This is a genomic window from Polynucleobacter sp. MG-28-Ekke-A2 (genome assembly GCF_035012985.1).
GTDB lineage: Bacteria > Pseudomonadota > Gammaproteobacteria > Burkholderiales > Burkholderiaceae > Polynucleobacter.
Genome location: NZ_JAYGQU010000010.1, coordinates 1 through 21,427, shown reverse-complemented (window position 1 = coordinate 21,427; position 21,427 = coordinate 1). Strand labels below are relative to the sequence as shown.

General features: G+C 43.8%; 31 protein-coding genes. 5 read left to right on the top strand and 26 right to left on the bottom strand.

The window, feature by feature from the left end; genetic code table 11:
* Positions 1-151 precede the first annotated feature (151 nt).
* The 14 genes from VC188_RS07555 to VC188_RS07490 all read right to left on the bottom strand — a co-directional run bounded on the left by VC188_RS07555 (position 152) and on the right by VC188_RS07490 (position 8,074).
* Positions 152-724: a YceI family protein gene (locus VC188_RS07555; RefSeq protein WP_323483542.1), complete on the bottom strand. Its 573-nt coding sequence runs from the start codon at positions 722-724 to the stop codon at positions 152-154.
* 70 nt (positions 725-794) lie between these two features.
* On the bottom strand, positions 795-1,382 hold the full coding sequence (locus VC188_RS07550; RefSeq protein ID WP_323483541.1) for a YceI family protein: 588 nt from the start codon (positions 1,380-1,382) through the stop codon (positions 795-797).
* On the bottom strand, positions 1,372-1,920 hold the full coding sequence (locus tag VC188_RS07545) for a cytochrome b (protein ID WP_215320689.1): 549 nt from the start codon (positions 1,918-1,920) through the stop codon (positions 1,372-1,374). Before VC188_RS07545 ends, VC188_RS07550 begins: the two co-directional genes overlap by 11 nt.
* Positions 1,920-2,474: a flavodoxin family protein gene (locus VC188_RS07540; RefSeq protein WP_215320691.1), complete on the bottom strand. Its 555-nt coding sequence runs from the start codon at positions 2,472-2,474 to the stop codon at positions 1,920-1,922. Before VC188_RS07540 ends, VC188_RS07545 begins: the two co-directional genes overlap by 1 nt.
* Positions 2,475-2,502: 28 nt before the next feature.
* The gene (locus VC188_RS07535) at positions 2,503-2,916 is read right to left on the bottom strand and encodes a MarR family winged helix-turn-helix transcriptional regulator (protein WP_215320693.1); all 414 of its coding nucleotides are present in this window, start codon (positions 2,914-2,916) and stop codon (positions 2,503-2,505) included.
* Between the two features lie 118 nt (positions 2,917-3,034).
* Positions 3,035-3,517, bottom strand: coding sequence for an MBL fold metallo-hydrolase (locus tag VC188_RS07530; RefSeq protein ID WP_323483540.1), 483 nt, complete (start codon positions 3,515-3,517; stop codon positions 3,035-3,037).
* A 5-nt stretch (positions 3,518-3,522) separates the two neighbouring features.
* Positions 3,523-3,885: an MBL fold metallo-hydrolase gene (locus VC188_RS07525; protein ID WP_323483539.1), complete on the bottom strand. Its 363-nt coding sequence runs from the start codon at positions 3,883-3,885 to the stop codon at positions 3,523-3,525.
* A 91-nt stretch (positions 3,886-3,976) separates the two neighbouring features.
* The gene (locus VC188_RS07520) at positions 3,977-4,387 is read right to left on the bottom strand and encodes a carboxypeptidase regulatory-like domain-containing protein (protein ID WP_323483538.1); all 411 of its coding nucleotides are present in this window, start codon (positions 4,385-4,387) and stop codon (positions 3,977-3,979) included.
* A 77-nt stretch (positions 4,388-4,464) separates the two neighbouring features.
* Entirely contained in the window at positions 4,465-5,445 is a 981-nt protein-coding gene (locus VC188_RS07515; protein ID WP_323483537.1) for a quinone oxidoreductase, read from the bottom strand.
* Between the two features lie 34 nt (positions 5,446-5,479).
* Positions 5,480-5,923: a DUF2452 domain-containing protein gene (locus VC188_RS07510; RefSeq protein ID WP_215320700.1), complete on the bottom strand. Its 444-nt coding sequence runs from the start codon at positions 5,921-5,923 to the stop codon at positions 5,480-5,482.
* A gap of 39 nt (positions 5,924-5,962) precedes the next feature.
* Positions 5,963-6,484 (bottom strand): superoxide dismutase family protein, encoded by a 522-nt coding sequence (locus VC188_RS07505; protein WP_416350500.1) that lies wholly within the window; start codon positions 6,482-6,484, stop codon positions 5,963-5,965.
* An 82-nt stretch (positions 6,485-6,566) separates the two neighbouring features.
* Positions 6,567-7,115 carry a DUF3833 domain-containing protein gene (locus tag VC188_RS07500; protein ID WP_323483535.1) on the bottom strand — a complete coding sequence of 183 codons (549 nt, stop codon included), beginning with the start codon at positions 7,113-7,115 and terminating at the stop codon, positions 6,567-6,569.
* Positions 7,116-7,118: 3 nt separating this feature from the next.
* Entirely contained in the window at positions 7,119-7,667 is a 549-nt protein-coding gene (locus VC188_RS07495) for a chalcone isomerase family protein (RefSeq protein WP_323483534.1), read from the bottom strand.
* The gene (locus VC188_RS07490; RefSeq protein WP_323483533.1) at positions 7,664-8,074 is read right to left on the bottom strand and encodes a DUF393 domain-containing protein; all 411 of its coding nucleotides are present in this window, start codon (positions 8,072-8,074) and stop codon (positions 7,664-7,666) included. The genes VC188_RS07495 and VC188_RS07490 overlap by 4 nt, the downstream gene beginning before the upstream one ends.
* A 61-nt stretch (positions 8,075-8,135) precedes the next feature.
* Here VC188_RS07490 and VC188_RS07485 point away from each other — a divergent pair, with 61 nt between their 5' ends.
* A complete protein-coding gene (locus VC188_RS07485) occupies positions 8,136-8,510 on the top strand; it encodes a DUF2237 family protein (protein ID WP_215322345.1) in 375 nt (124 codons plus the stop codon).
* A 4-nt stretch (positions 8,511-8,514) separates the two neighbouring features.
* On the top strand, positions 8,515-9,414 hold the full coding sequence (locus VC188_RS07480; RefSeq protein ID WP_323483532.1) for a histone deacetylase: 900 nt from the start codon (positions 8,515-8,517) through the stop codon (positions 9,412-9,414).
* 4 nt (positions 9,415-9,418) lie between these two features.
* On the opposite strand, the gene VC188_RS07475 is transcribed toward VC188_RS07480, so the two are convergent.
* The 10 genes from VC188_RS07475 to VC188_RS07430 all read right to left on the bottom strand — a co-directional run bounded on the left by VC188_RS07475 (position 9,419) and on the right by VC188_RS07430 (position 17,562).
* Positions 9,419-9,970: a phasin family protein gene (locus VC188_RS07475; RefSeq protein ID WP_323483531.1), complete on the bottom strand. Its 552-nt coding sequence runs from the start codon at positions 9,968-9,970 to the stop codon at positions 9,419-9,421.
* A gap of 162 nt (positions 9,971-10,132) precedes the next feature.
* Positions 10,133-10,783, bottom strand: a complete 651-nt coding sequence (locus VC188_RS07470) for a hypothetical protein (protein WP_215320711.1) — start codon at positions 10,781-10,783, stop codon at positions 10,133-10,135.
* Positions 10,784-10,830: 47 nt separating this feature from the next.
* The gene (locus VC188_RS07465) at positions 10,831-11,775 is read right to left on the bottom strand and encodes an amidohydrolase family protein (protein ID WP_323483530.1); all 945 of its coding nucleotides are present in this window, start codon (positions 11,773-11,775) and stop codon (positions 10,831-10,833) included.
* A gap of 54 nt (positions 11,776-11,829) precedes the next feature.
* On the bottom strand, positions 11,830-12,552 hold the full coding sequence (locus tag VC188_RS07460; protein ID WP_323483529.1) for an amidohydrolase family protein: 723 nt from the start codon (positions 12,550-12,552) through the stop codon (positions 11,830-11,832).
* A gap of 200 nt (positions 12,553-12,752) precedes the next feature.
* A complete protein-coding gene (locus VC188_RS07455; RefSeq protein ID WP_323483528.1) occupies positions 12,753-13,862 on the bottom strand; it encodes a choloylglycine hydrolase family protein in 1,110 nt (369 codons plus the stop codon).
* Between the two features lie 43 nt (positions 13,863-13,905).
* Entirely contained in the window at positions 13,906-14,787 is an 882-nt protein-coding gene (locus VC188_RS07450; protein WP_323483527.1) for a hypothetical protein, read from the bottom strand.
* Positions 14,788-14,811: 24 nt separating this feature from the next.
* On the bottom strand, positions 14,812-15,633 hold the full coding sequence (locus tag VC188_RS07445; protein WP_323483526.1) for a hypothetical protein: 822 nt from the start codon (positions 15,631-15,633) through the stop codon (positions 14,812-14,814).
* A 97-nt stretch (positions 15,634-15,730) separates the two neighbouring features.
* Positions 15,731-16,534 carry a hypothetical protein gene (locus VC188_RS07440; RefSeq protein WP_323483525.1) on the bottom strand — a complete coding sequence of 268 codons (804 nt, stop codon included), beginning with the start codon at positions 16,532-16,534 and terminating at the stop codon, positions 15,731-15,733.
* 62 nt (positions 16,535-16,596) lie between these two features.
* A complete protein-coding gene (locus VC188_RS07435) occupies positions 16,597-16,995 on the bottom strand; it encodes a hypothetical protein (RefSeq protein WP_323483524.1) in 399 nt (132 codons plus the stop codon).
* Positions 16,996-17,022: 27 nt separating this feature from the next.
* Complete coding sequence (locus VC188_RS07430; RefSeq protein WP_323483523.1) at positions 17,023-17,562, bottom strand: OmpA family protein; 540 nt, start codon at positions 17,560-17,562, stop codon at positions 17,023-17,025.
* Between the two features lie 288 nt (positions 17,563-17,850).
* Here VC188_RS07430 and ahpC point away from each other — a divergent pair, with 288 nt between their 5' ends.
* Together ahpC and ahpF are read left to right on the top strand one after the other, a co-directional pair.
* Positions 17,851-18,414 (top strand): alkyl hydroperoxide reductase subunit C, encoded by a 564-nt coding sequence (gene ahpC / locus VC188_RS07425; protein ID WP_072584055.1) that lies wholly within the window; start codon positions 17,851-17,853, stop codon positions 18,412-18,414.
* Positions 18,415-18,513: 99 nt separating this feature from the next.
* The gene (gene ahpF / locus VC188_RS07420; RefSeq protein ID WP_323483522.1) at positions 18,514-20,091 is read left to right on the top strand and encodes an alkyl hydroperoxide reductase subunit F; all 1,578 of its coding nucleotides are present in this window, start codon (positions 18,514-18,516) and stop codon (positions 20,089-20,091) included.
* A gap of 71 nt (positions 20,092-20,162) precedes the next feature.
* Here the strand turns inward: ahpF and VC188_RS07415 are convergent, their stop codons facing one another.
* Positions 20,163-20,519, bottom strand: a complete 357-nt coding sequence (locus VC188_RS07415; protein WP_215361887.1) for a DUF1622 domain-containing protein — start codon at positions 20,517-20,519, stop codon at positions 20,163-20,165.
* Between the two features lie 109 nt (positions 20,520-20,628).
* Here VC188_RS07415 and VC188_RS07410 point away from each other — a divergent pair, with 109 nt between their 5' ends.
* Positions 20,629-21,264 carry an NAD(P)H-dependent oxidoreductase gene (locus tag VC188_RS07410; protein ID WP_323483521.1) on the top strand — a complete coding sequence of 212 codons (636 nt, stop codon included), beginning with the start codon at positions 20,629-20,631 and terminating at the stop codon, positions 21,262-21,264.
* Positions 21,265-21,331: 67 nt separating this feature from the next.
* On the opposite strand, the gene VC188_RS07405 is transcribed toward VC188_RS07410, so the two are convergent.
* A partial coding sequence (locus tag VC188_RS07405; RefSeq protein WP_216123889.1) for an IS3 family transposase occupies positions 21,332-21,427 on the bottom strand: 96 nt, incomplete at its 5' end.

Below are 21,427 nucleotides of genomic sequence, written 5' to 3'. Positions count from 1 at the left end.
AGAGCCCCTAAGAGCTGTCAAACCAGCAAAAGTGGAGTTAAAGGAATAATCCCATTTAATTCAATTACTTATGTAATTATAAGCCGAGTCAACCAAGAAAAAAAACCACCCGTAGGTGGTTTTTCAGAGGACATCAGCCCAACAAAAGGAATTACTCCTTTTTAGAGCCCTCAATAGCAATCATGATGGTTACATCGTCACCTACGTTCGGCGCGTATTTACCCATATTGAATTCTGTGCGCTTAACTTTTGTTTCGGCATTGGCACCGCAATAATCAACGCCTGACATTGGATGTTTTTTGCACTCAAAATTAGTGATATTTAGAGTAACTGGCTTACTTACACCCTTCAATGTCAACACACCTTTTAAAGCCACGGGTTTGTCGCCCTTAAAAATCATATCGTTTGATTGAAAGCTAGCAGTAGGAAATTGAGTGGTAGATAAAAAGTCTTCGCTTTGAATATGGCTATTAAACAAAGTAGATCCTGTATCAACAGATTTCGTATCAATAGTGATATCTGCACTGCCTTTTTTCGCGGCTTGATCAATTGTTACAGTTCCAGCAACTGCATTAAAGCGGCTAGTCTGCTTAGAGAATCCTAAATGGTTATATTCAAACTGTGCAAAGGTATGGTTAGCATCAGTAGCATAAGTTACTGGCGCAGCAAAAGCAGAGCTAAGACCAATTGTTGCAAATAAACCGATAAGTAATTTTGATTTCATGTAATTCTCCTGATTAAAAATTGAATAACTAAGTTAGTAAAAATGAGTTTAGATAAGTTAATTTGTAAAACTATTTTTGATTTAAGACTAAGTGAACATTGACTGGCACCTCATTGGCAACCGCGGAAGTATCTGCCCAATTTCCAGCACCTAAGCCAAAATCTAACCTCAGTACCTGAAAGCTGGCATCAAAGGCCATCTGCTTGCCTTGCGGCTGATACTTGACAGAAATCAACAGTGGTACTGCTTTACCCTTAATGATTAGGGTTCCATGGGCATCCAAACTATTAGGGCCTGTGGACTTAACAGAGTCAGTAACATAGCTTGCAGTTGGGAAGAGCTTTGTACTAAACCAGTCTTTTCCTTTTGCTTCTTCTTGTAACTCTTCTCCACCAGCGTTAAAGCTAGAGATCTCAATGATGAGATTGGCCTTCGCTTTTTCTGGCTCGTCCGGGTTAAATACAACCTTCCCTGAAAATTTTCCAAAACTTCCAGAGATCTTTGAGCCCATCAATTTACTTGTAAAAGTAATTTTGCTTTTCGCGGCATCAATAGATGAATACTCCACCGCATAAGCTGAGCTTGCAGCGCCAATAAATAGCATAGCTAATAAAGCTTGTGCCAATATCTCAAAACGTAATGAGAATTTACTTTTCATGGGTAGAGCCTCCAAAGGTCATGCGGCTTATTAAGCCATCTTTATCGATAAATTGATGCTTTAGTGCAGCCAAAATATGAAGCCCAACCAAAGCCATTAAGCCGTTAGCCAGAAACTCATGGATCTCTTTCAGCTGATGGCCAAGTGCCTTATCTTTATCTACCAAATCCGGCAATTCAAATAAGCCAAAGTAGTTGACGGTATAGCCCTTAGCGGAACTCATTAACCAGCCCACAATCGGAATCAGAAGCATTAGTAAGTACAGTGCAAGATGGGTTAGCTTCATTGCACGCTCTTGCCATGCTGGCATTGCGATGTTTAATGCAGGAGCAGGTTGAATTGCGCGCCACAACAAACGTAGCACCACCAAAAAGAATATGGTGACACCAAGCCATTTGTGCCAGCTGATTCCTGTAATTCTGACTGGGCTTAATGGCATATCAGCCACAGCAATTGCAATTGACCATGTTGCAAATATCAAAAGCGCCATCACCCAATGTAAGATGATGGCAATTGAGGTGTATCTGACTTTATTCATTAGCCGCGCAACTGCTTGGTAATTTTTGCAATGCGCTCACCGTACAGCCTTGCAGTCTCTAAATCACCCGCATTCACTTCATCAGCACTTGCATCCGATGGTGTTTGCATCATTGCACCTGCAGATGAGCCTACGTAGTTAATGTCATCACGCTTAGCTGCTTTCGAATTCGAAGGCATCAATCCAGTACCAACCCAAAGGCCAGAATGCTGCATAGCCAAAGTAAAGAAGTAATGCAAGGTTGAATGCTTATCCCCATTCATCGTTGCTGAATTCGTAAAACCACCGAAGACTTTGTCTTTCCACTGCTGTGAAAACCATGGCTTAGAACTAGCATCAGCAAACTTCTTAAATTGCCAGCTAACCGAACCCATATAGGTTGGAGAGCCAAACACAATCGCGTCAGCATCATTAATTGTCGCCCATTGTTCATCAGTAATATTGCCCTCAGCGTCAATGGCAATCAATGTTCCATTAGCGCCTTTAGCAATAGCCTCAGCCTGCTTTACGGTGTGTCCATATCCACTATGAAATACGACAGCTACTTTAGTCATTACATTCTCCTTCAAATTTTCAACTTGATTAAAAGATGTCTTTCAACAACTTGAGTGATTCTTCGAGCTGCTTTAATTCATCTGACGATAATTTTTTAAATGCTTTACTTAGATACTCTAAATGCTCCGGAAATACTTTTTCAAATACAGACTGACCTTCTAGTGTTAATCCAATGAGTTGACTACGGGCATCTTCAGAATTTGTCTCTCGAAGAATAAGACCTTTGGCCCCCAATCGCTCTAAGACACCAGTTAGAGTGCCCTTAGTAACCAATGTTTTTTCTCCCAACTCTTTACAGGTCATTGGCAATTGATTTCCCAATGTGGCAATCACATCAAACTGGGTCATTGTTAAACCCATTGCCGCTATATGCGGAGCTGAATAACGCTCAAATGCTTGATATGAAGAAACGAGGTTTCTCAGGGCGGGTAAAAAGTTCATAAATCCTATTTAAAGTACTAGTTAGAACTAGTTTAGTACTAATACAAACTAAATACAAGTAAATCCAATAAAAAACCCCACAAATTCTGTGGGGTTTAGGCTCATTCTTCGATATTCCTCAGAATTGAACTGTTTCACCCTCAGTCATCGGAATAATTTTGATATTGCTACCCTTCATAGCCTCCTGAAACTCGGCTAACGTACCTTTAGTCATCGGGTTAGAGTTGTAGTGCATTGGGATCACCATCTTTGGCTTAATCCATGTGCGTAATGCAAAGGCAGCATCATCAGGAGCCATTGTGAAATTTCCTCCAATCGGAACCATCACTAGATCAGGCTTGTAGTGTTCACCAATAAATTTCATGTCACTAAACAAGCCGGTATCGCCCATGTGCCAAATCTTAAAACCGTTCTCAAGCTCAATAATAAAGCCCATAGGCTCGCCGGCGGGATGTGACTCCATTTTGTCTGTAGCCGGATTTTTCCAAACCAATAAAGAAGAGTGCTCTGCTTGAACTGCAGTAACCTTGATTCCAGGCGCAGGTGTTACGCGACCCGTTTTATTAAAGCGATAACCCAAGTCTGCTGGCAGAATTCCCAAAGTAGTTACGTCACCATATCAGCCGGACCATATAACTTGATGTTATTCATCTTAGCAATAGCTGGCGCATCACCAAGATGGTCAACGTGAGCATGCGTGACTAGCAATACGTCAATCGGACCAATTGCTGCCAAATCATTCTTATAGATCGGCGGCGTCTTGGGTCCGCCAGTAATCCAGGGATCAATCAGAATCATTTTTCCCTGAGGAGATTTAATCCGGAAACCTGCCTGTCCAAGCCATAGCGCCTCAGCCTTACCCTGAGCACCGACCGCTGGAGAATTCTGCGCATTACTGAGTGAGGCTGTTGAAACTAATATTGCTGAAAGTAATACACCCAAACCGCTTTTAGTTGAAAAGCATTTCATTCATTCATCTCCTGATGATTGTAGTAATCAAGAAACTATAGACCAAGTTGAATGTTTAGGCTTATGACGCAAAGCGTCAATTTTCAAGGCATTATTTCCAGAAAAGAGAAACTTTTTGTGGTGAGTCGGATTTAATAGAAAGCACCCTCTTTTGAACCACCCCTTGATAAGTTGCCTCGATCACATAGTCACCAGACTCAAGATTAATCAGCATATAAGGTCCATCTGCTTGGGCATCAAAAATGAACTTTTTTTGAGAACTCATGATTTTGATACTTGCTCCGAAGATCCAGACTCCTCTGCCATTTTCTATTTGAGACATTTCTAATAGCAATGGCCATTGCTTTGCATCAGCCAAAATCGCAACCATCTCACTCTCACCTACGCCACCAGTGATGTAAGAAATTCCCTGTGAATGCTGTGTCTCAGGAATTTGTGCGAAGGACAAAGAACTCAATAAAATTAGTTGAGTAGCGATCAGTATTTTTAAAAGTGATTTCATACTTCTATCTTACGTCTGATTGATGCATAAAAAAAGCCCCGCATAAACGGGGCCTATGTACATAGGAACACTTAAGCTTATGGCATCATCACAATGGCGCCTGAAACTTTTCGTCCCTCAGCAGCACGGTGCGCGTCAGCGGCTTGCTCCAAAGAAAACTTAGCGCCGATTTGTACTTTGACATGCCCTTTGGCAATGGCATCAAATACTGCTTTAGCGTTTTCTTTTAACAAAGCTGCAGTAGCGTTGTGTGGAAATACAGAAGGTCTAGTTAAAAACAGACAGCCCTTCTTATTTAAGATCTCTGGCTGAATTTCTGGAGCTGGGCCTGAAGCAGCGCCAAACAAAGCGACTGTTCCAAAAGGAGCAGCACAATCTAAAGAGCCTAAGAAAGTAGTTTTAGCAACAGAGTCATAAACTACATTGGCTTTTTTTCCACCAGTGGCTTTAAGCACTTCTTCAACCCAATTTGCTTGAGAGTAATCAACAACAGCATCACAACCCGCTTCCTTAGCAGCAGAAAACTTTGCTGGCGAACCCACAGTGCCAACAACAAATGCACCCAATGCTTTTGCCCAACCAGCCAAAATCTGACCAACGCCGCCAGCAGCTGCATGCACCAGCACTACATCACCCGCTTTTACTTGATAGGTTTTCTGTACAAGATATTGCGCAGTCATTGCTTTAAAGAAAACGGCTGCGGCTACTTCATCAGAAATAGTGCTGGGCAGAATAACCAATTTGTCAGCCGCTACATTACGTGCGCTTGCATAAGCGCCAATCCCGGCATTCATATAAACGACGCGATCACCCACTTTTAGATCAGTGACGCCTTCGCCCAAAGCCTCAACTACACCTGTAGCCTCATGCCCAAGGCCCGTAGGCATCTCTAATGGATAAATGCCTGAGCGCTGATATACGTCAATGAAATTAAATCCGATGGCAGTTTGACGGAGCTGCACTTCACCTTTTGCAGGTGGTGGCAATTCTTTATCAATCACTTTGATTACGTCTGCACTACCTAGTTCAGTAAGACTAACGACTCGAGCTTTTGTCACAGATCACCCAATTATTTTTATATAGAGAAAAACATCATACAGTAAGGGCGCCAACAGAATCCTCTTCAATTACCGCCCAAGTACTGTCACCCAACTTCTTTACTGCCATCGAATAAGTCCAACCGTCTGGAATTCCGCAACTCCATTCTTTTGGACCATTCTGAATCAATACATTAGTGTTATTTCTACCGTCAAAGTAGAGATGGTAAATTTTTCCGTGAATAGGATTAAAGCCAAATTTAGCGCTATGCACCATCTCCGTAGCGTCTAGTCTTGCTTGTAATGCTTTGGCCTGCTTCATCAAGACTTCAGCCTGCTCCATAATGCGATCGTACTCAAGCTTGGCATTTTGGCGAGCTACGTTAACAGCCTTATCTTTTTCCTCAGTAACTTTAATGGGCGCAAATACTGGAGCACCCACCTCCATTGGATATTCAATCCCTGCATGTCGCGCTGGATCGGTATCTTCGATTCTCATGAAATGCCCTGTATAAACTAATTTAATGAATAGATGCGATTACTTAATCAAGCCACACGCAATACGTGGGCCAGAATTTCCTGCAGGCTGAGATTTGTAATCATCCGGGTCTCTGTGCACAACCACAGAGCGACCAACAATTCCAGTTGGGCCTGTATTTACAGCAAATCCATGTAACTTAGCAGTGTAAGTTGCGTTGCCATTGGCATCGGACTTAATGTTGGGCAGATCTCCTGCATGATTCATGCCGCTATTTGGCATGCCATGAGATTTTGTTTCAGGATTGAAGTGACCACCTGCGCTGGTTGCATCCGGAGCAGAGCAATCGCCTTTTTCATGAACATGAAAGCCTTGCTCTGAGTTTGGCTTTAATCCAGAAAACTTACCATTGATGAGAACATCATCTCCTTGCCAAATGAATACCACTTCACCCTTGGCTTGTGAGCCTGACCTTGAATCAAGGCTAGCGCTGGCTTTTTGCCCGGCGCCTTGCTCCATCGATTGGCATGCCACTAATGACAACATTCCCACAGCGGATAAAGCAATTGAAATTTGCTTGATTTTATGATTCATCTGGATCTCCTTGGATGAGGCGCCCAAAGGCGACTTCCAAGAAAGTGTGACACAAATCCGGTGCTTTTGCTTAGCGCTTGTAGAAGCTCAAAGTCACCTCACCCAAATCAATCCCAAACTTACTCATCTTGGCCTTATTGAGCATTACCTTGGGGGTAATTAAGTACATCCAATCATTAAATTGCACGTTATATATAGCGCCATCCACCGGCAAAGCAAGGGTATAGGTCCAGTTAAGCGCATTTCCGGCAAGCTGACCTTGCGCATCACCCACCACATCATCAGCCCTACCAATGTAATTACCCGGAGATTGCTCAGTTAGCGTCCAGATGCGCGTTTGCTTTGTGCCATCAGAGTATTCAAAACGTTCGTCCAAAGTTCCGACTTTTTTACCTTCAACTATCGTCCAATTTGCTTTGATCAGTACAGTAAAGCGCTTTTTAACTTCGCCACTTCGATCAGTAAAGATGCCATAGGCATCAATCGCTCCAGAAAAGTATTCACTCAGGTCTAAAGCCGGTTTCTCAGCCGCATATTGAGAAACCTGAGGTGAAGAGCATGATACTAAAAGCGCTCCACAAAATATTATGAACATCAAGCGTGTAAAAGGGGATTTCATGACTTAACAAGCCTCATTAAAAAGTGGTGGCGGACAGGTCTGTCCTAATAGTTCTGTTCTCAGTTTAGGGGCGCTTGTTTTAGGATCTAACCAAATTCCAAAAAATGCCTTTGAAAACTCTGCCCCAGGTATTTGTGCGATTTGTTTGCCATCATGATAAAAAACGGTTCCTTGCTTAGGGGAATAGATAGCAGTCAAAGTCTGCCCTGACTCAACATTAGGCAAGAATGACGCCAACTCCTTACCCCAAAGGGCAGCCTGATCATCAGGTACGCCAGTGCGCTTCATTTCCTCTGCGCTCCGATTGGCAATCGATTTACCGGAGAAGGATTTTTGATAGCGCATATCCAATGCAAACTCAGATGAGGATAGTGAGCCCACCCTATAAAAAGAAGCATCGTATATATGTAGGCCCCACCAAGTCAGTCGACCGCTTCCTTGTAGTTTTGCAGTGCTTAAATATGGTGGCACTTCCAATGGATCGCGAGCAAAGCTGAGCGATGCCAAGCAACTCAGTAGAGCAGCGATGAGAAGAGGATAGGCTTTCTTCATTTCTGTGACACCCTCGAACGAGTCTTCACTAAACGTAACGCTACTGGCCCAAAGAGATTAGATATCACATGCCGATTCTTAGCAAAAAAGAGATATGCCAATTTCAAGAATGGTTGAAGTGGCTTTCTTGAAAAGAGCCAGGCCATACGAGGTAAGTTTGCACGACGATAGGCCTCAGGAAAAACTGAGACGCCTTGGATCAATTTGCCGCTAGCAAACTGGCCATACATCGCTGCCAATGCAGCCTCACAGGATACCCCCACCTTTTGAGGTTCATACTGTTCTGAGTTAATGTCGACAAAGCCCAATAGATTGTGCTGATTGCGTCCCGATAAAAAGAGAATCTCCGCCTGGCACAACGGGCAAGCGCCATCGTAAAACAAGGTGAGCTTTTCTAATTGGGTCATTGTTCAGCAAGTTTACGGCTTATTCAATAAACTGGCTGACACGGATATTTTTAAGGTTGCTATGCAAAAAGAAGTTGCGCTGAATGTTTTCGGTGAACCCCTCATTCCTTGCTCTTTCGATCCCCTAACAGGGTTTTTTAGGGATGGATGCTGCAAAACTAATGAAGAGGATGTGGGTAGTCACTTAGTTTGTGCCATTGTGACAAATGAATTTTTACAATTTAGCCTGCAAAAAGGAAATGACCTCATCACCCCAAGACCAGAGTATCAATTTTCAGGATTAGTGGCTGGTGACCAATGGTGCCTATGTATCAATCGCTGGGTAGAGGCATTCAATGCCCAATGCGCGCCATCCATCAAACTTGAAAGCACTCACATCAAAGCCCTAGAGACTGTCCCCTTGAATATCCTGAAAGAATATTCAAGGGAAATGTAAAAGCGTGAAGGCATTTTATACCGACCATTTTTTATTGCCACTTCCAGAGGGGCATCGCTTTCCGATGGAAAAGTATTCTCGATTACGTGATTTGGTGAGTGGAGAAAAAAATATTGAGCTTGTAGAAGCACCGCCCGCAACAGATACCCAAATCCTATTCGCTCACGATCCAAGCTATCTCATTAAAGTCATTGAAGGAAGACTTTCTCCGCAAGAGCAAAGAGAGATTGGATTTCCATGGAGTGGGCAGATGGTGGAACGTTCACGTCGTTCAGCAGGCGCCACGGTTGCGGCAGCCAAAACTGCTTTACGAGAAGGTATTGCCGCCAATCTTGCGGGCGGCACCCATCATGCATATCGAGATTCTGGTAGTGGGTTTTGTGTTTTTAATGATTCCGCTATTGCAGCCCGCACTTTACAAAAAGAGATTAGCTCATCCCTGAAGATTGCAGTGATTGATTTAGATGTGCACCAAGGAAATGGCACTGCATCGATACTGCAAAATGATGATTCTATTTTCACCCTCTCTATTCATGGGGAAAATAACTTTCCTTTTAAAAAAGAAGAGAGCGATCTTGATTTGGGTCTAGAGGATGGCTGCGAAGATGACACCTATTTACATGCCCTGCGCCAATCCCTAGATCAACTGGATTCACGCTTCAAGCCAGACTGCCTCATTTTCTTAGCTGGTGCAGACCCCCATGAAAGTGATCGCCTAGGAAGGCTGAATGTCAGTACAGCAGGAATGCGCTTACGGGATGAGGCGGTATTTCAGTATGCCTTGGATAGACAACTACCCATCGCGTTTTCAATGGCGGGCGGCTACGGAAAGGAAATGATATCTACGGTGGATATTCACTTTCAGACCATTAAGACCGCCCTGCGATTTCAGAAGCAATATTAAATCTCTAGTCCTTCTTTTTTGAGGTGCTTTTTGGGCTGGCGAGATTGCCAACATTCTCGACGTTCTTCTCAAAATTTGTAAATGAGTCCGCCATTGCAGCGCGAATCAGTTCAAAATTTTGCAATGCGTTGTTAAATGAGGTTTTGAATACAGAGACATAAGCCTCGCTACCAAGCGGCGCATTATCCGTTGCATCATTTACAAAGTGAATTAAATCTGCCTTAGATTCTTGAATCATGGTTTCAGCAATATCAGCGAGCTCTTGATTACCGCTTTTAAGCACCTGAAGTAATTGGTTGTGATATTGAGAGATCTCTTTAGCAGCATCCTGCAGCACTTCGGCATGAACAAATTCAAATGCAGATCGAGGGTTCTGAGTTTTCATTAGCTCAGATACCCTCTTCTGAATCATGCCGGCTAATTCCTGTGTCGCCTGCTGATTAATCTGTGCGATTGCCTGAGCACTTTCAATCGCCACGCGCCCAGCTGCCTTAGTCGCATCAATAGCTCTTTGTTGTCCTGGCATTGCATTCATATCAAGTGATTTCTTGCTCATATCAACCTTTCAGATGGGTAATCCCAGATACCAATCTACTCTGGTTCAGGCGGGTTTCTATAGAGAAAAACCAGTAGATCTACCAGATACAGGCAAAAGAAAAGCCCCGGCTATTACTAGCTGGGGCTCCATCAGCATTTAGAGATCAATACACTCTATTTCTTACTTTGAGTCGGGCTTCTTCTTTGGAAGACTGTCTAGAGTAGCCGCACTATTAATCTGTTGATCTACTAAATAGAGCGTGCCGCCATAGTTAGCTTGTAAATCGTATCCTGAGAGTCCCACTGTATAGAAGGTAATTTCGGGATTAAAGGAGCGAATCGTACCACCAGAACCAGCAGAAAAATTTGCATCTACATCGATGCCACCACGACGACCATCAATCGAAGTCAACAAAAACTGATCGATAGCACCCGGGGTCTTAAAGATCGCCACTTGGTACTGATCTTGATAGCCAGCCCCCAAACCTTCACCTGTTTTGAGCGCTTGCATAAAAATAGGTTCTTTGCGACGCTTATCAAACAGGACACCCTCGCCACGGGCTACTACCAGCAAGACAATATTGACATTGGTAGTCGTAAAGACTGCATATCCAGCCGCCTGATCAATTTCTTTTTGAACATCCGGTTTTTGCTTGATCAATGCATCAAGACCCGTCTTTGACATCTTTAATGTAGCGTCACGCTTTTGAATAATCTCTGCAGTAGTGAGTGGCTTGCCATTTTGACCGGTCGATTGGCAGCCAGCTAGAAAGCATGCCGCTAGCAAAGTTAAGGCAAAGCATTTCAAAAAAGAATGATGTGTATTGGTCATATTTAGGTGATTGATAAGGTTTAAATAGTCAGTCTCAATTGAGGGTATTAATCTAAGGGTCTGGGCTTCTTGGTTTCTGATACAGGGATGACTTTACCGCCTAAGACTGTCGCATACACTCCAACATCCTTAATTTTAATTGCGGGAATAGCTTGCGGATCGGCATCCAAAATTGCAAAGTCCGCGAACTTACCGGCCTCAATACTTCCGACCTTATCTTCTACACCCAATGTGTAAGCAGCATTAATGGTAATCATCTTCATCGCATCAGAGACGGTTACCGCCTCCGCTGGAGCCCACACCTTGCCATCGCTATACACATCCTTACGAGTTACTGCAGTCCATGCCTCTTTTAATGGCACAGGGGCAGATACAGGCGCGTCCGAATGAATGGAAGTAACAATACCATTACGAACTAAGGTACCTAGTCGAGTCGCATAAGACACACGATCCATACCTAAGGCTGGATACTCCAATTTAGCGCGCTCGGAAATATAAGAAATATTGGCACTGACTACTGCGCCAAGAGCCTTAATCTTCATTACCATTGCAGTCGATGGAATGCCAAAGTGGTTAATTGTGTAACGATGATCAAATCTCGGCTTGGCATCGATCATTAACTGCAAAGCATTAATCGAATTTTGATTACCAATATCGCCATTACTGTGAATGTGAATGTGATAGCCAGCATCCCACCAAGGCCTCATTGCAGCAGCAAAGTCTTGAGCTGACTTGTAGTTTGATGATCCTAGGCTGCCATCGGTATAACCTGGATGTTGCATGCGCATGGTCTCTGGCAAATAACCGCCATCACTATAAAACTTCACGCCTTGGAATATCAAACGGTCGTTATCTTGCTGTTGTAGGGCCTGTGCTTCTGCAATCGCCTTATCACCATACTTCTGAATAAAAGGCTCCGCGTAAACGACCGGAACAATTCGTAAAGCACCTGCCGAGGATTGACTAAAAGCCTTAGCAATCTTGAGCTCCATATCAATATTCAATGTTCCAAAAGCTAAGTCGCCAGAAGTGGTGATTCCGCCTTGCTACATGAGATCGCTCATATATAAATAGTCAGTCGGAATCTCACTCGGATTGAGAATATCTTTTCCAGCAATACCCAAAATATAAGTTACTGCAGGAATTTCCAAAAACTGACCGTTCAATTGACCATCTTTATCAATACCTATGCCTTTCACATTCTTGACTTTGTCAGGTGTGATGCCATAGAACTTGATGAAAGCGCTATTGACGTACATATCGTGACCAGAAGCGTCCCAAACAACAATTGGCCTGGTACTAGAAGCCTGATCTAAAAGTTGGCGGTCAGGCATCTTTCCCATAGCAACCACATCAAAGCCCCATGCCAACAGAGTCTTGTTCGGATCCTTGATGTCATCAGAGTATTTTTTGAGCTGTGTCATTGCTGACTGTAAATTAGCAACCCCAGGAAATACTGCCCCCCATGGATTTGGCATTGGCGATGGTGTCAGCAATGGTTTGTTGAACAAAATACCGCCCAACAAAGGATGTGCATGTGGCTCAATGAATCCCGGGTACATCACTTTATTAGCAAAATCCCGATTAATTTGCGTAGGGTACTTGCTTGTCCAAGGCCTCATATCCTCCAAAGAGCCTACGGACAAAATACGCCCATCCGCAACAGCAACAGCGGTTGCATTCGGAATCGCCGGATCCATCGTGACAATTTTTTTAGCCACAAACACAGTGATATCAGTGACCTTAGGTGTTGATGGTGGATCAAGCAACTGAACCGCTGAAGCTAGACTTGAGAAAAGACCTAATACACCGGCATAAATAATTTTAGACTTTAGGTTTACTGGGGGCCTCTATCAAACCTTCATTTATAAAATACTAACTATGCTTCAATTGCAATCATCAATCTTTTAAAAAAAGAAGCTCGACAAGCGAGCCTCTTTTCAATATCAGATGTCTTAACTTAAATCAGTCAATTCACTGGAACCAAAATCTTAGGCTGAGCTAATTTGACATACTTTATTTCTTTAGCATTCACATCCATTTTTTTCAAATCAAATGCATACGTATTATTGTTTTCAAACATCTTGACGTTGTAAACCATGGTTTTATTGTTGGCCACAATGCTCCATTCAGTTACCTCATAACCGCCAGTGCCGCCACCATAAGGATTACTAGCTGGCAAGGTCACTGATCCAGGAGGAATATCAAAGCTTCCTAGAATGTGCCAAGCAGCACCGTCCATTTGAGCGTTGGTAAAGTTTGTTGGCACTGAGTTGGATAGAAATAGTGCGCGAATAAAACGGCTTGGGCTCAGGAAGTCGCCAGGAAGACCATGCAATCCATTGCCAGAACTCGGTGCTGCGTAAGTAGCTCCATTAATGACTAGTGGTGGCTTCTCTACCTTAGAGAGATTGGCATAGTTTCCAATGCTATTGAGGTGGTCCTGAAACGGAGGGTCATTTGTTAATACAGTCGTTGGATTATCCATAAGAGATAATCCATTTTTGGAGTACTCTACTACGATACTTTTACCGTTGGCATCGTGCAATGTATAGTGCACCGGTGGAGTCTGATTTCCATAAACAGCTAACTTAGCGCCATTGACTTTAATCTTTGGTAGACCAGCCTTCACTTCATCAACAGTAGCAAAATTTGTCAGCACGTAAGTGAGCACCTGAACAGAATTGATGCTACTGGATGACTCAGCTTGAGTTACTGCTGGGTAAGCAGCGCTATTAGGGAAGTTAAGTACGCCTCCAATGAGGCCCTTTTCGTTCATGCCGTCGACAAGCTCAGGCAAGCCAAGTGCGTTCATTCCGACTACAGCATACTTAGAATTCCAATTCAGGCCTGAACCATATTTACCATCAACACCAATTCCCTGATGGGCATAAGCTCTTGGAATAGTCGTTAACTGAGAATTCAAAGGCAAACCAAATTCCATTGTGCGGCCATAAACATAGCCGCCATCACTCCCTTTGAGTAAGAAACTAGTACAGGCATTGCTCACCAATGGAGCAAATGCCAAAGTAACTGAAACTGAAGCAGCCAATACTTTTCTAAACATTTTTTGTTTCATAATTTACTTTCCATCTTTTATAAGTTATAGCTTCTACAGTGAATTACTTCAGAATAACTAGTGTTGCTGTTGCACGAGCACCCCAACCAGATGGACCGCCAGGGGTGTTGCTCACGTAATACATTGGGCCTGCACCGAAAGAAACAGGGACACCATCAAACACCATTAATTTAGAGACGCCAGCGTAAAGAGGGTTAGAGGTACGGTGAGCATCGTAGTTATAAAGCGCTTCCATATTCACCGTATAAGTCCAAGCCTCTTTGTTGGTATAGGCCACAAAAGGCTGTCCATACAAATTATTTTGTGTGCCAAAAGTTGGATTACCACCCACATTCCATGATTGATAACCAAGCAAGCCATAAGTCCATGGGCCCTCACGATTCAAAACTACAGCAGTCACACCAGCACCAGTTTGCTGTGAGCCAAACTTACCACTATTGCCTGATGGTGATTGAGCATAGGGGCCAATACCCCAAATCCAAGATGAGTTGGTATTAGGCGCATAGAAAGACTCGAGAGTTACGCTAGCAATGCCATAGCCAGAGAATGACTTGCCTGAAGCATCTTGAACACTAACTTCTCTCACACCCGCAACAATTGGTCGCACGATAAAGACATCCCCACCGCCCAAATTAAATGGAGCTACCGGCTGAAATAGGAGCGACTGCTCTGAGCCGCCTTGGTTTTTACCCACGCCACGACTAAATTCATACTGCAGTGGCACAGAGATCATATTAGCGATTGGATTTGCCAATTTCTTGGCAATATCAACGCTGTTTACTGCTGGGTTAGCGGAAACACTTACTTCGCCCGATTTCTCAGCAGCAATTGTGCCTGCACGTGCTGGAATTTCTTGAGCATTAACTGAAGTGGTTATAACTCCAAGTGCTGCCAATATAATCGCTATTTTTAATGTATGACTCATGCTTTATTTATGATGAATTGAAAATTAGAACTTAAAGGTTGCGGCTAACTGCGGGCCCTTAAAGGTAGTTTTTTGTAGCAGGCCGTCGCCCTTCATGTCGTAGTACATGGTGCGGTAGGCAAGAGATACATCAACCCATTTTTCAAATGTTTTACCCACCCCAAGAACGCCCTGCCAAGTCATGTTGGTCGTGCCGCCGCCGCCGCCGATATCAGCATAAAAAGGGATATACCAAGTAGAGTCGGCAATTCGGTAACGACCTTTGAAACCAACAATTGGATCGGCAGTAGAAACTGATTTAGAGTCGACGGCGCCAGCAGACACTCCATCGGCTGACAAATTCAAGGCAACTGTTGCAGTTGCCATAATTCCACGCACACCCGCCAAGCCATCTAAATATATGCTTTGGTTATTGAGAACAGTATAAGTAGCGGCACCAGTAATAATATTTTGCTGCATCGTTACTTTATCGGCAGCCTGAACCGGAACGCCCCCATATTTGCGAGTCGGAACCACTACAGTATTGCTACCTGTAGTTTGCAAAGTTGCTGAAACGAGGTCACCCATGATGCCCCAGTTACCGTAATGCGCTTCTGCAGAAATCATACCGCCGGACTTGAGATCTCCAAGTACGTTACTTGTAGAAAGCTTTGCGGTATTGAGATAGCGATCGTTATAAAAGAGCGTAGAAGAGATTCCAGCTCCCCATAAATAAGGAGTCACCTCAAAGCGCCACTCATCTGAAATTTTTGGAAGTGGTGACAGACTCTCTTCTGCATGAGCAACGCTTACAGAAATGAAGATTGAAGATGTAGCTATTAGAAATGCAAGAATTTTCTTATTCATAAACGTTCTATTGGATATGTGGTTGCAAAGGAGTGTTATTAATGCTAATTTTGGAACTAATTATAGTCTGTAGGCTTAACCGTAAAAGACCTGCGCTCTAGAAGTTATAGGAGATCTTCGCATAGGTAGACCAGTCGTACTGGTGATAACTTTGAACCACTTGTTTACTAGCACCCACTGCAAATACCCAGTCTTTAGTGAGGCGATGGGTCACCATAGCATCAATCGGCACAAACCAGCCCCCTCCAGCAGAGTTGTAAACCGCACCGTTTTCATCCCAAAAACGCAGCATTGTGTTTGGAGATAGCTGGAAGCCAATAGTTGGGAATATTTGCAGGTTTCTGACCAATGCAGGTTGATTGGGGTTAATGGTCTGACTGTTGTTTTTAGTATCAAAGCCGTACATATAGCGCAATAGGGGCGAGAAATCGGTCACACCCAACAGGCTATCGACCTCAGGAATAAATGACCACCCTAATTGCGGACCAACCGCCCACTGCCCGTTATTACCAAATGGAAATACAACGCGACCACCAACCAAAGCACCCAATGGCTTAAGAAAAGTTCGATCCTGCCCCCAGATAGTAACCATGGTGTTGCCGGCACTGTATTGCCCTGAATTATTGGCGGACGAAATGGAGTTGTAATTGGATGCGTAAGAACTATCGAGACGTATACGCCCTCGCCAATCACCTGCCTCCAAGGGATTGTAGTAGCGCAACTTCAAAATATTTTGATAGTTATCGTTACCGTCGTAATTGTGATAACCCCAAAACTCTAACACCTTGCTGTTCGTCAGTTGCTGAGAATCATTATCAAATTTTGAGAGGGGAACCAGTAAGTCCTCTGCATAACTTGCTGAAGCAAAAAAACTGATGATGAGCAATAAAAATAATTTCATAAAAAGGCGCTGCCACCCTAAGGTGGCATTAATTACATTTAGCTCTTTAAATATTTTGCAGATTACGGCGCTACAACATGCCAAACATTATTGACGTTATCACCCGTCTTATCGCCAGGATTTTTGTCCTTAACAAAGAAGTACAGTGGCTTGCCTTTATAGGTCAACTGCTTCTGACCATCGTTACGACTGATATAGGAAAAGTCACCGGAGAGATTAATGCCTTGCTCCACATAGACTGGGGGCCAGTTCGTCGCACAGGTTGATACGCACTCTGACTTGCCTGAGCCTGCCTGATCTTTATCAAAGGTATAAATAGTCTTGCCATAACTACTAGTCAAAATACCATTTGTTACTTTAATAAAATCTGCTGAAGATGTTTTGACATCAGGCGTACCCGAGCAAGCAGCTAATCCCAATGCAACTGTTACTACTGCGCAAAGTCTTAATAAATATTTCATTGTTTATCCTTTTATATAAGCTACGAATTAATTACCTGGGCCAACCAAAGTAACTTCAATGCGACGATTCTGAGCGCGACCTTCTGGAGTTGCATTAGAAGCAACTGGATTAGACTCACCCATGCCTTGCGCAGAAATAAGACCCTGACTTACGCCCTTACGAATGAGGTAGTCAACTACGTTATCCGCTCTCTTCGATGACAGATCGAGATTGGTAGTAATTCCTTGATTGCGCAACTCAGCACCAATTGACACATTGTCTGTATATCCGCGAACCACTACCTTGGTATTTTTAAAGCCCGATAATGTTGGCGCCATTTTTGCCAATACCTGTTCAGCTTTAGCATTCAAGCGATAACCGCCCTCTGGAAACAGGATTTTGTCCCGGATCGTGATGCGCAACTCACCTTGTAATTGGCGAATTTCCACTTCATCGCCTTGATAGGCCTGTTGGAGCTGGCTATACGCCTGGTCCAATTGGTTGTATTTCCCTTCGGTGACGCAGGCACTTAATAGCGCAATCGCTGCGATGGATAAGGCTATTAACCCTTGTTTGATAAAACTCATGTCATTTCTCCAATTTCAGTAAAGATAAGCTTTTTAGGCCATTAAAAGCACTATAAGCCGAAAATTAGCCTGCAAGACTCTAAAAGCTATAAAAAACCTAAACATTAGAGTCAAAAGTGTTAGCCAAGACACCTTTAGCACCCAATACGCCCCCAAATGAGTAGTTATCTATAAATTCGATCATAAAGATCTAATTTATTCATTAGACAAATAAACAACTGAGGTTCAAAATTCATTCAGTTGCAGTAGTTATTAAAGAAATTGATTAACCAACACTAGGAGCACAGTATGTCCATTATTAATACCGCAGTTCAACCCTTTAAAACCGAAGCTTTCCACAACGGCAAGTTTGTAACCGTTACTGATGAGTCCCTCAAGGGGCACTGGTCAGTTCTGATTTTTATGCCAGCAGCTTTTACTTTTAACTGCCCAACAGAAATTGAAGATGCAGCTGAGAACTATGCTGAATTCCAAAAAATGGGTGCTGAAGTGTATATCGTAACAACCGATACTCATTTCTCACACAAAGTGTGGCACGAGACTTCTCCTGCTGTTGGAAAAGCAAAGTTCCCACTCGTTGGCGATCCAACACACACATTGACAAACGCTTTCGGTGTTCATATTCCTGAAGCTGGTTTGGCATTGCGTGGCACATTCATTATCAACCCAGAAGGCATCATCAAGACAGCAGAGATTCATTCAAATGAAATCGCTCGTGATGTTTCTGAAACATTGCGTAAGTTGAAAGCCGCTCAGTACACAGCAGCACACCCAGGCGAAGTATGCCCAGCTAAGTGGAAAGAAGGCGCAGCAACATTGACTCCATCTTTGGATCTCGTAGGCAAAATCTAAGTTGAATCAGTAATCCATAGACTCTCTTCGGAGAGTCTATTGGAGAGGACCAGATCCTGCCCAATAGACTCACCTAAAAAAATACCCAAGGAAATCATCATGCTCGATACCAATATCAAATCTCAGTTAAAGGTATACTTTGAAAAGATTGTTAGCCCGATCGTTCTCGTAGCCAGCCTAGATGACAGCGACAGCTCTAAGCAGATGCTTGAGCTCTTAAATGAAGTAGCTGAGCAGTCTGACAAGATCAGCTTAAAAACTGACGGTAAGAGTGAGCATATTCCTAGCTTTACCGTCAGCAAGGCTGATCAAGACGCCCGCATTACTTTCGCTGGCTTACCAATGGGTCACGAGATGACGTCTTTCATCTTGGCTATTTTGCAGGCTAGCGGCTACCCAGCCAAAGTAGAACAAGAGGTGATTGATCGCATTACTAAATTAGATGGCAAGCTCAACTTTCAGACTTTCATCTCATTGTCATGCCACAACTGCCCTGATGTTGTTCAGGCGCTGAACTTAATAGCAGCCCTCAATCCAAATGTTACCCATGAGATGGTGGACGGCGCGCTTTACCAAGGCCTGGTAGATCAATACCAAATCATGGCTGTACCTACTGTCATTCTGAATGGTGAAGTATTTGGTCAAGGCCGCATGAGTGTTGAAGAGATTGTGGCCAAATTAGATACCTCAACCCCTAAAGAAGAAGCTGCAAAACTTTCTGCCAAAGAGTCCTTTGACGTTTTAGTCATTGGCGGTGGACCTGCAGGTGCCGCTGCTGCGATCTATGCAGCACGCAAAGGTATTCGCACTGGCATTGTGGCTGAACGTTTTGGTGGACAAGTTATGGACACCATGGGTATTGAAAACTTCATTTCCGTAAAAGAAACGGAAGGACCTAAATTGGTTCAAGCACTTGAGCAACACGTGAAGAGCTATGAAGTCGACATCATGAACTTGCAGCGCGCCAATGCCTTGCGCAAAACGAATCATGGTCTTGAAGTGGAATTAGCCAATGGTGCAGTCCTTACCAGCAAGTCCGTAATCATCAGCACCGGTGCTCGCTGGAGGGAGATGAATGTTCCTGGCGAACAAGAATACCGCGGCAAAGGAGTTGCCTATTGCCCTCACTGTGATGGCCCCTTATTTAAAGGCAAGCGTGTAGCGGTGATTGGTGGTGGTAACTCTGGCGTTGAGGCTGCTATTGACTTGGCAGGTATTGTTAGCCACGTAACGCTCATCGAGTTTGATAATAAATTGCGTGCGGATGCAGTGTTGCAGAAAAAGATGGCTAGCATGCCAAACGTAACTGTCATCATGAGCGCACTCACCAAAGAAGTATTGGGCGCCAATGGCAAGGTCAACGGCTTGCGCTACGAAGACCGCACCAACAATACTGAGCACACAATTGATCTGGAAGGTATTTTTGTCCAAATCGGCTTGTTACCTAACACTGATTGGCTCAAAGGCACCATTGATCTTTCCAAGCATGGCGAAGTTATCGTTGATGCCAAAGGCGAAACTTCGTTACCGGGTGTATTTGCTGCTGGTGACTGCACCACCGTACCATACAAGCAAATTATTATTGCAATGGGTGAAGGCGCTAAAGCTTCGCTAGGGGCATTTGATTACCTCATTCGCTCATCGGTTACTGAGCCAGAAGAAGCAGTTGCTGCTTAAGCAATAATCAATCGGCAGCAAAACAAAAGGGAGTCTATCGACTCCCTTTCTCGTTTAAAGACAAATATTACTTATTCTGATTGACCTGATCTAGGCGCTTGCCATGGCCAGCGGCCATCAATCTCTAAAGTCAGGGACCAGCTTAAGAAGCAACGAATCAAAACGATGGCGCCCAATACCGCCACACTAGTCAACGTTGGACTGATGGCTACCGTCCGAATCACATCACCCGCAACTAAGACTTCGAGCCCCAGAATGAGCGAGCGCACGATTTGTATGCGAAAGGTTTTATAAGCAATATCGGCCGTCTGAGTAATCAGGCCTTTTGCAAAACAGAAGAGGCCCCATAAGACACCGATTGACACCACGGCGACGCCAAGCGCATCCATCACATCACTGACATCTCGAATAATTTCAATTTGATTCATGTTCCGGTCTTTTGAGATTGAATGGCTACATATTAGCTCGTTTAGCACTAGCCCCCGTTATAAATTACACTGTGCCATCTATCGCTATATTAAATCCAAGGAAATCAAAATGAGCTTAATTGACAAATTACAGTGGCGCTATGCCACCAAGAAAATGGACTCCACAAAGTCTGTACCGCAGGATAAGGTAGAGCAAATACTGGAGGCTATTCGTTTAACTGCCAGCTCTAGTGGATTACAGCCGTATGAAGTACTTGTGATTACCAATAAAGCGATTCGTGAAAAGATCAAAGCAATCTCCTGGGATCAAACCCAAGTAGTCGACTCTTCGCATTTGCTCGTTTTTGCTGCCTGGGATACCTACACGGCAGACCGAATCAATCAATCATTTGATATGACCGAGAAGCTGCGCAATTTCAAAAGCGAAGCTGGTGACATCTACCGCCAGAAGCTGCTTAGTGGTTACACCGCAAGAGATGCTGAAACCAACTACACACATGCTGCAAAGCAAGCTTATATTGGACTTGGTACTGCCCTCATTGCAGCAGCTTACGAGCAGGTAGATTCCACGCCAATGGAAGGCTTTGATGCTGCAGCCCTCGATGAAATCCTCGGCCTCAAAGCAAAAGGTTTACGCAGTGTTGTCATGCTGCCGCTAGGATATAGAAAGGCAGACGAAGACTGGTTACTTAACTTGAAAAAAGTCAGGAAGCCTAAAGAAGAGTTTGTTACTTGGATTGAGTAATAAATAGAAGTATAGAAAAAGTAAAAGCCACCCGAATGAACTGACCCCCAGTAGTTGGACAGTTTAGTTAGGTTAGCACGAGGGATTGAGTTCGGTATTGCACCGGACTTAATCCCTTTAGCTTTTGCTTGATTCGATCATGGTTGTAGTAGTGGATGTATTC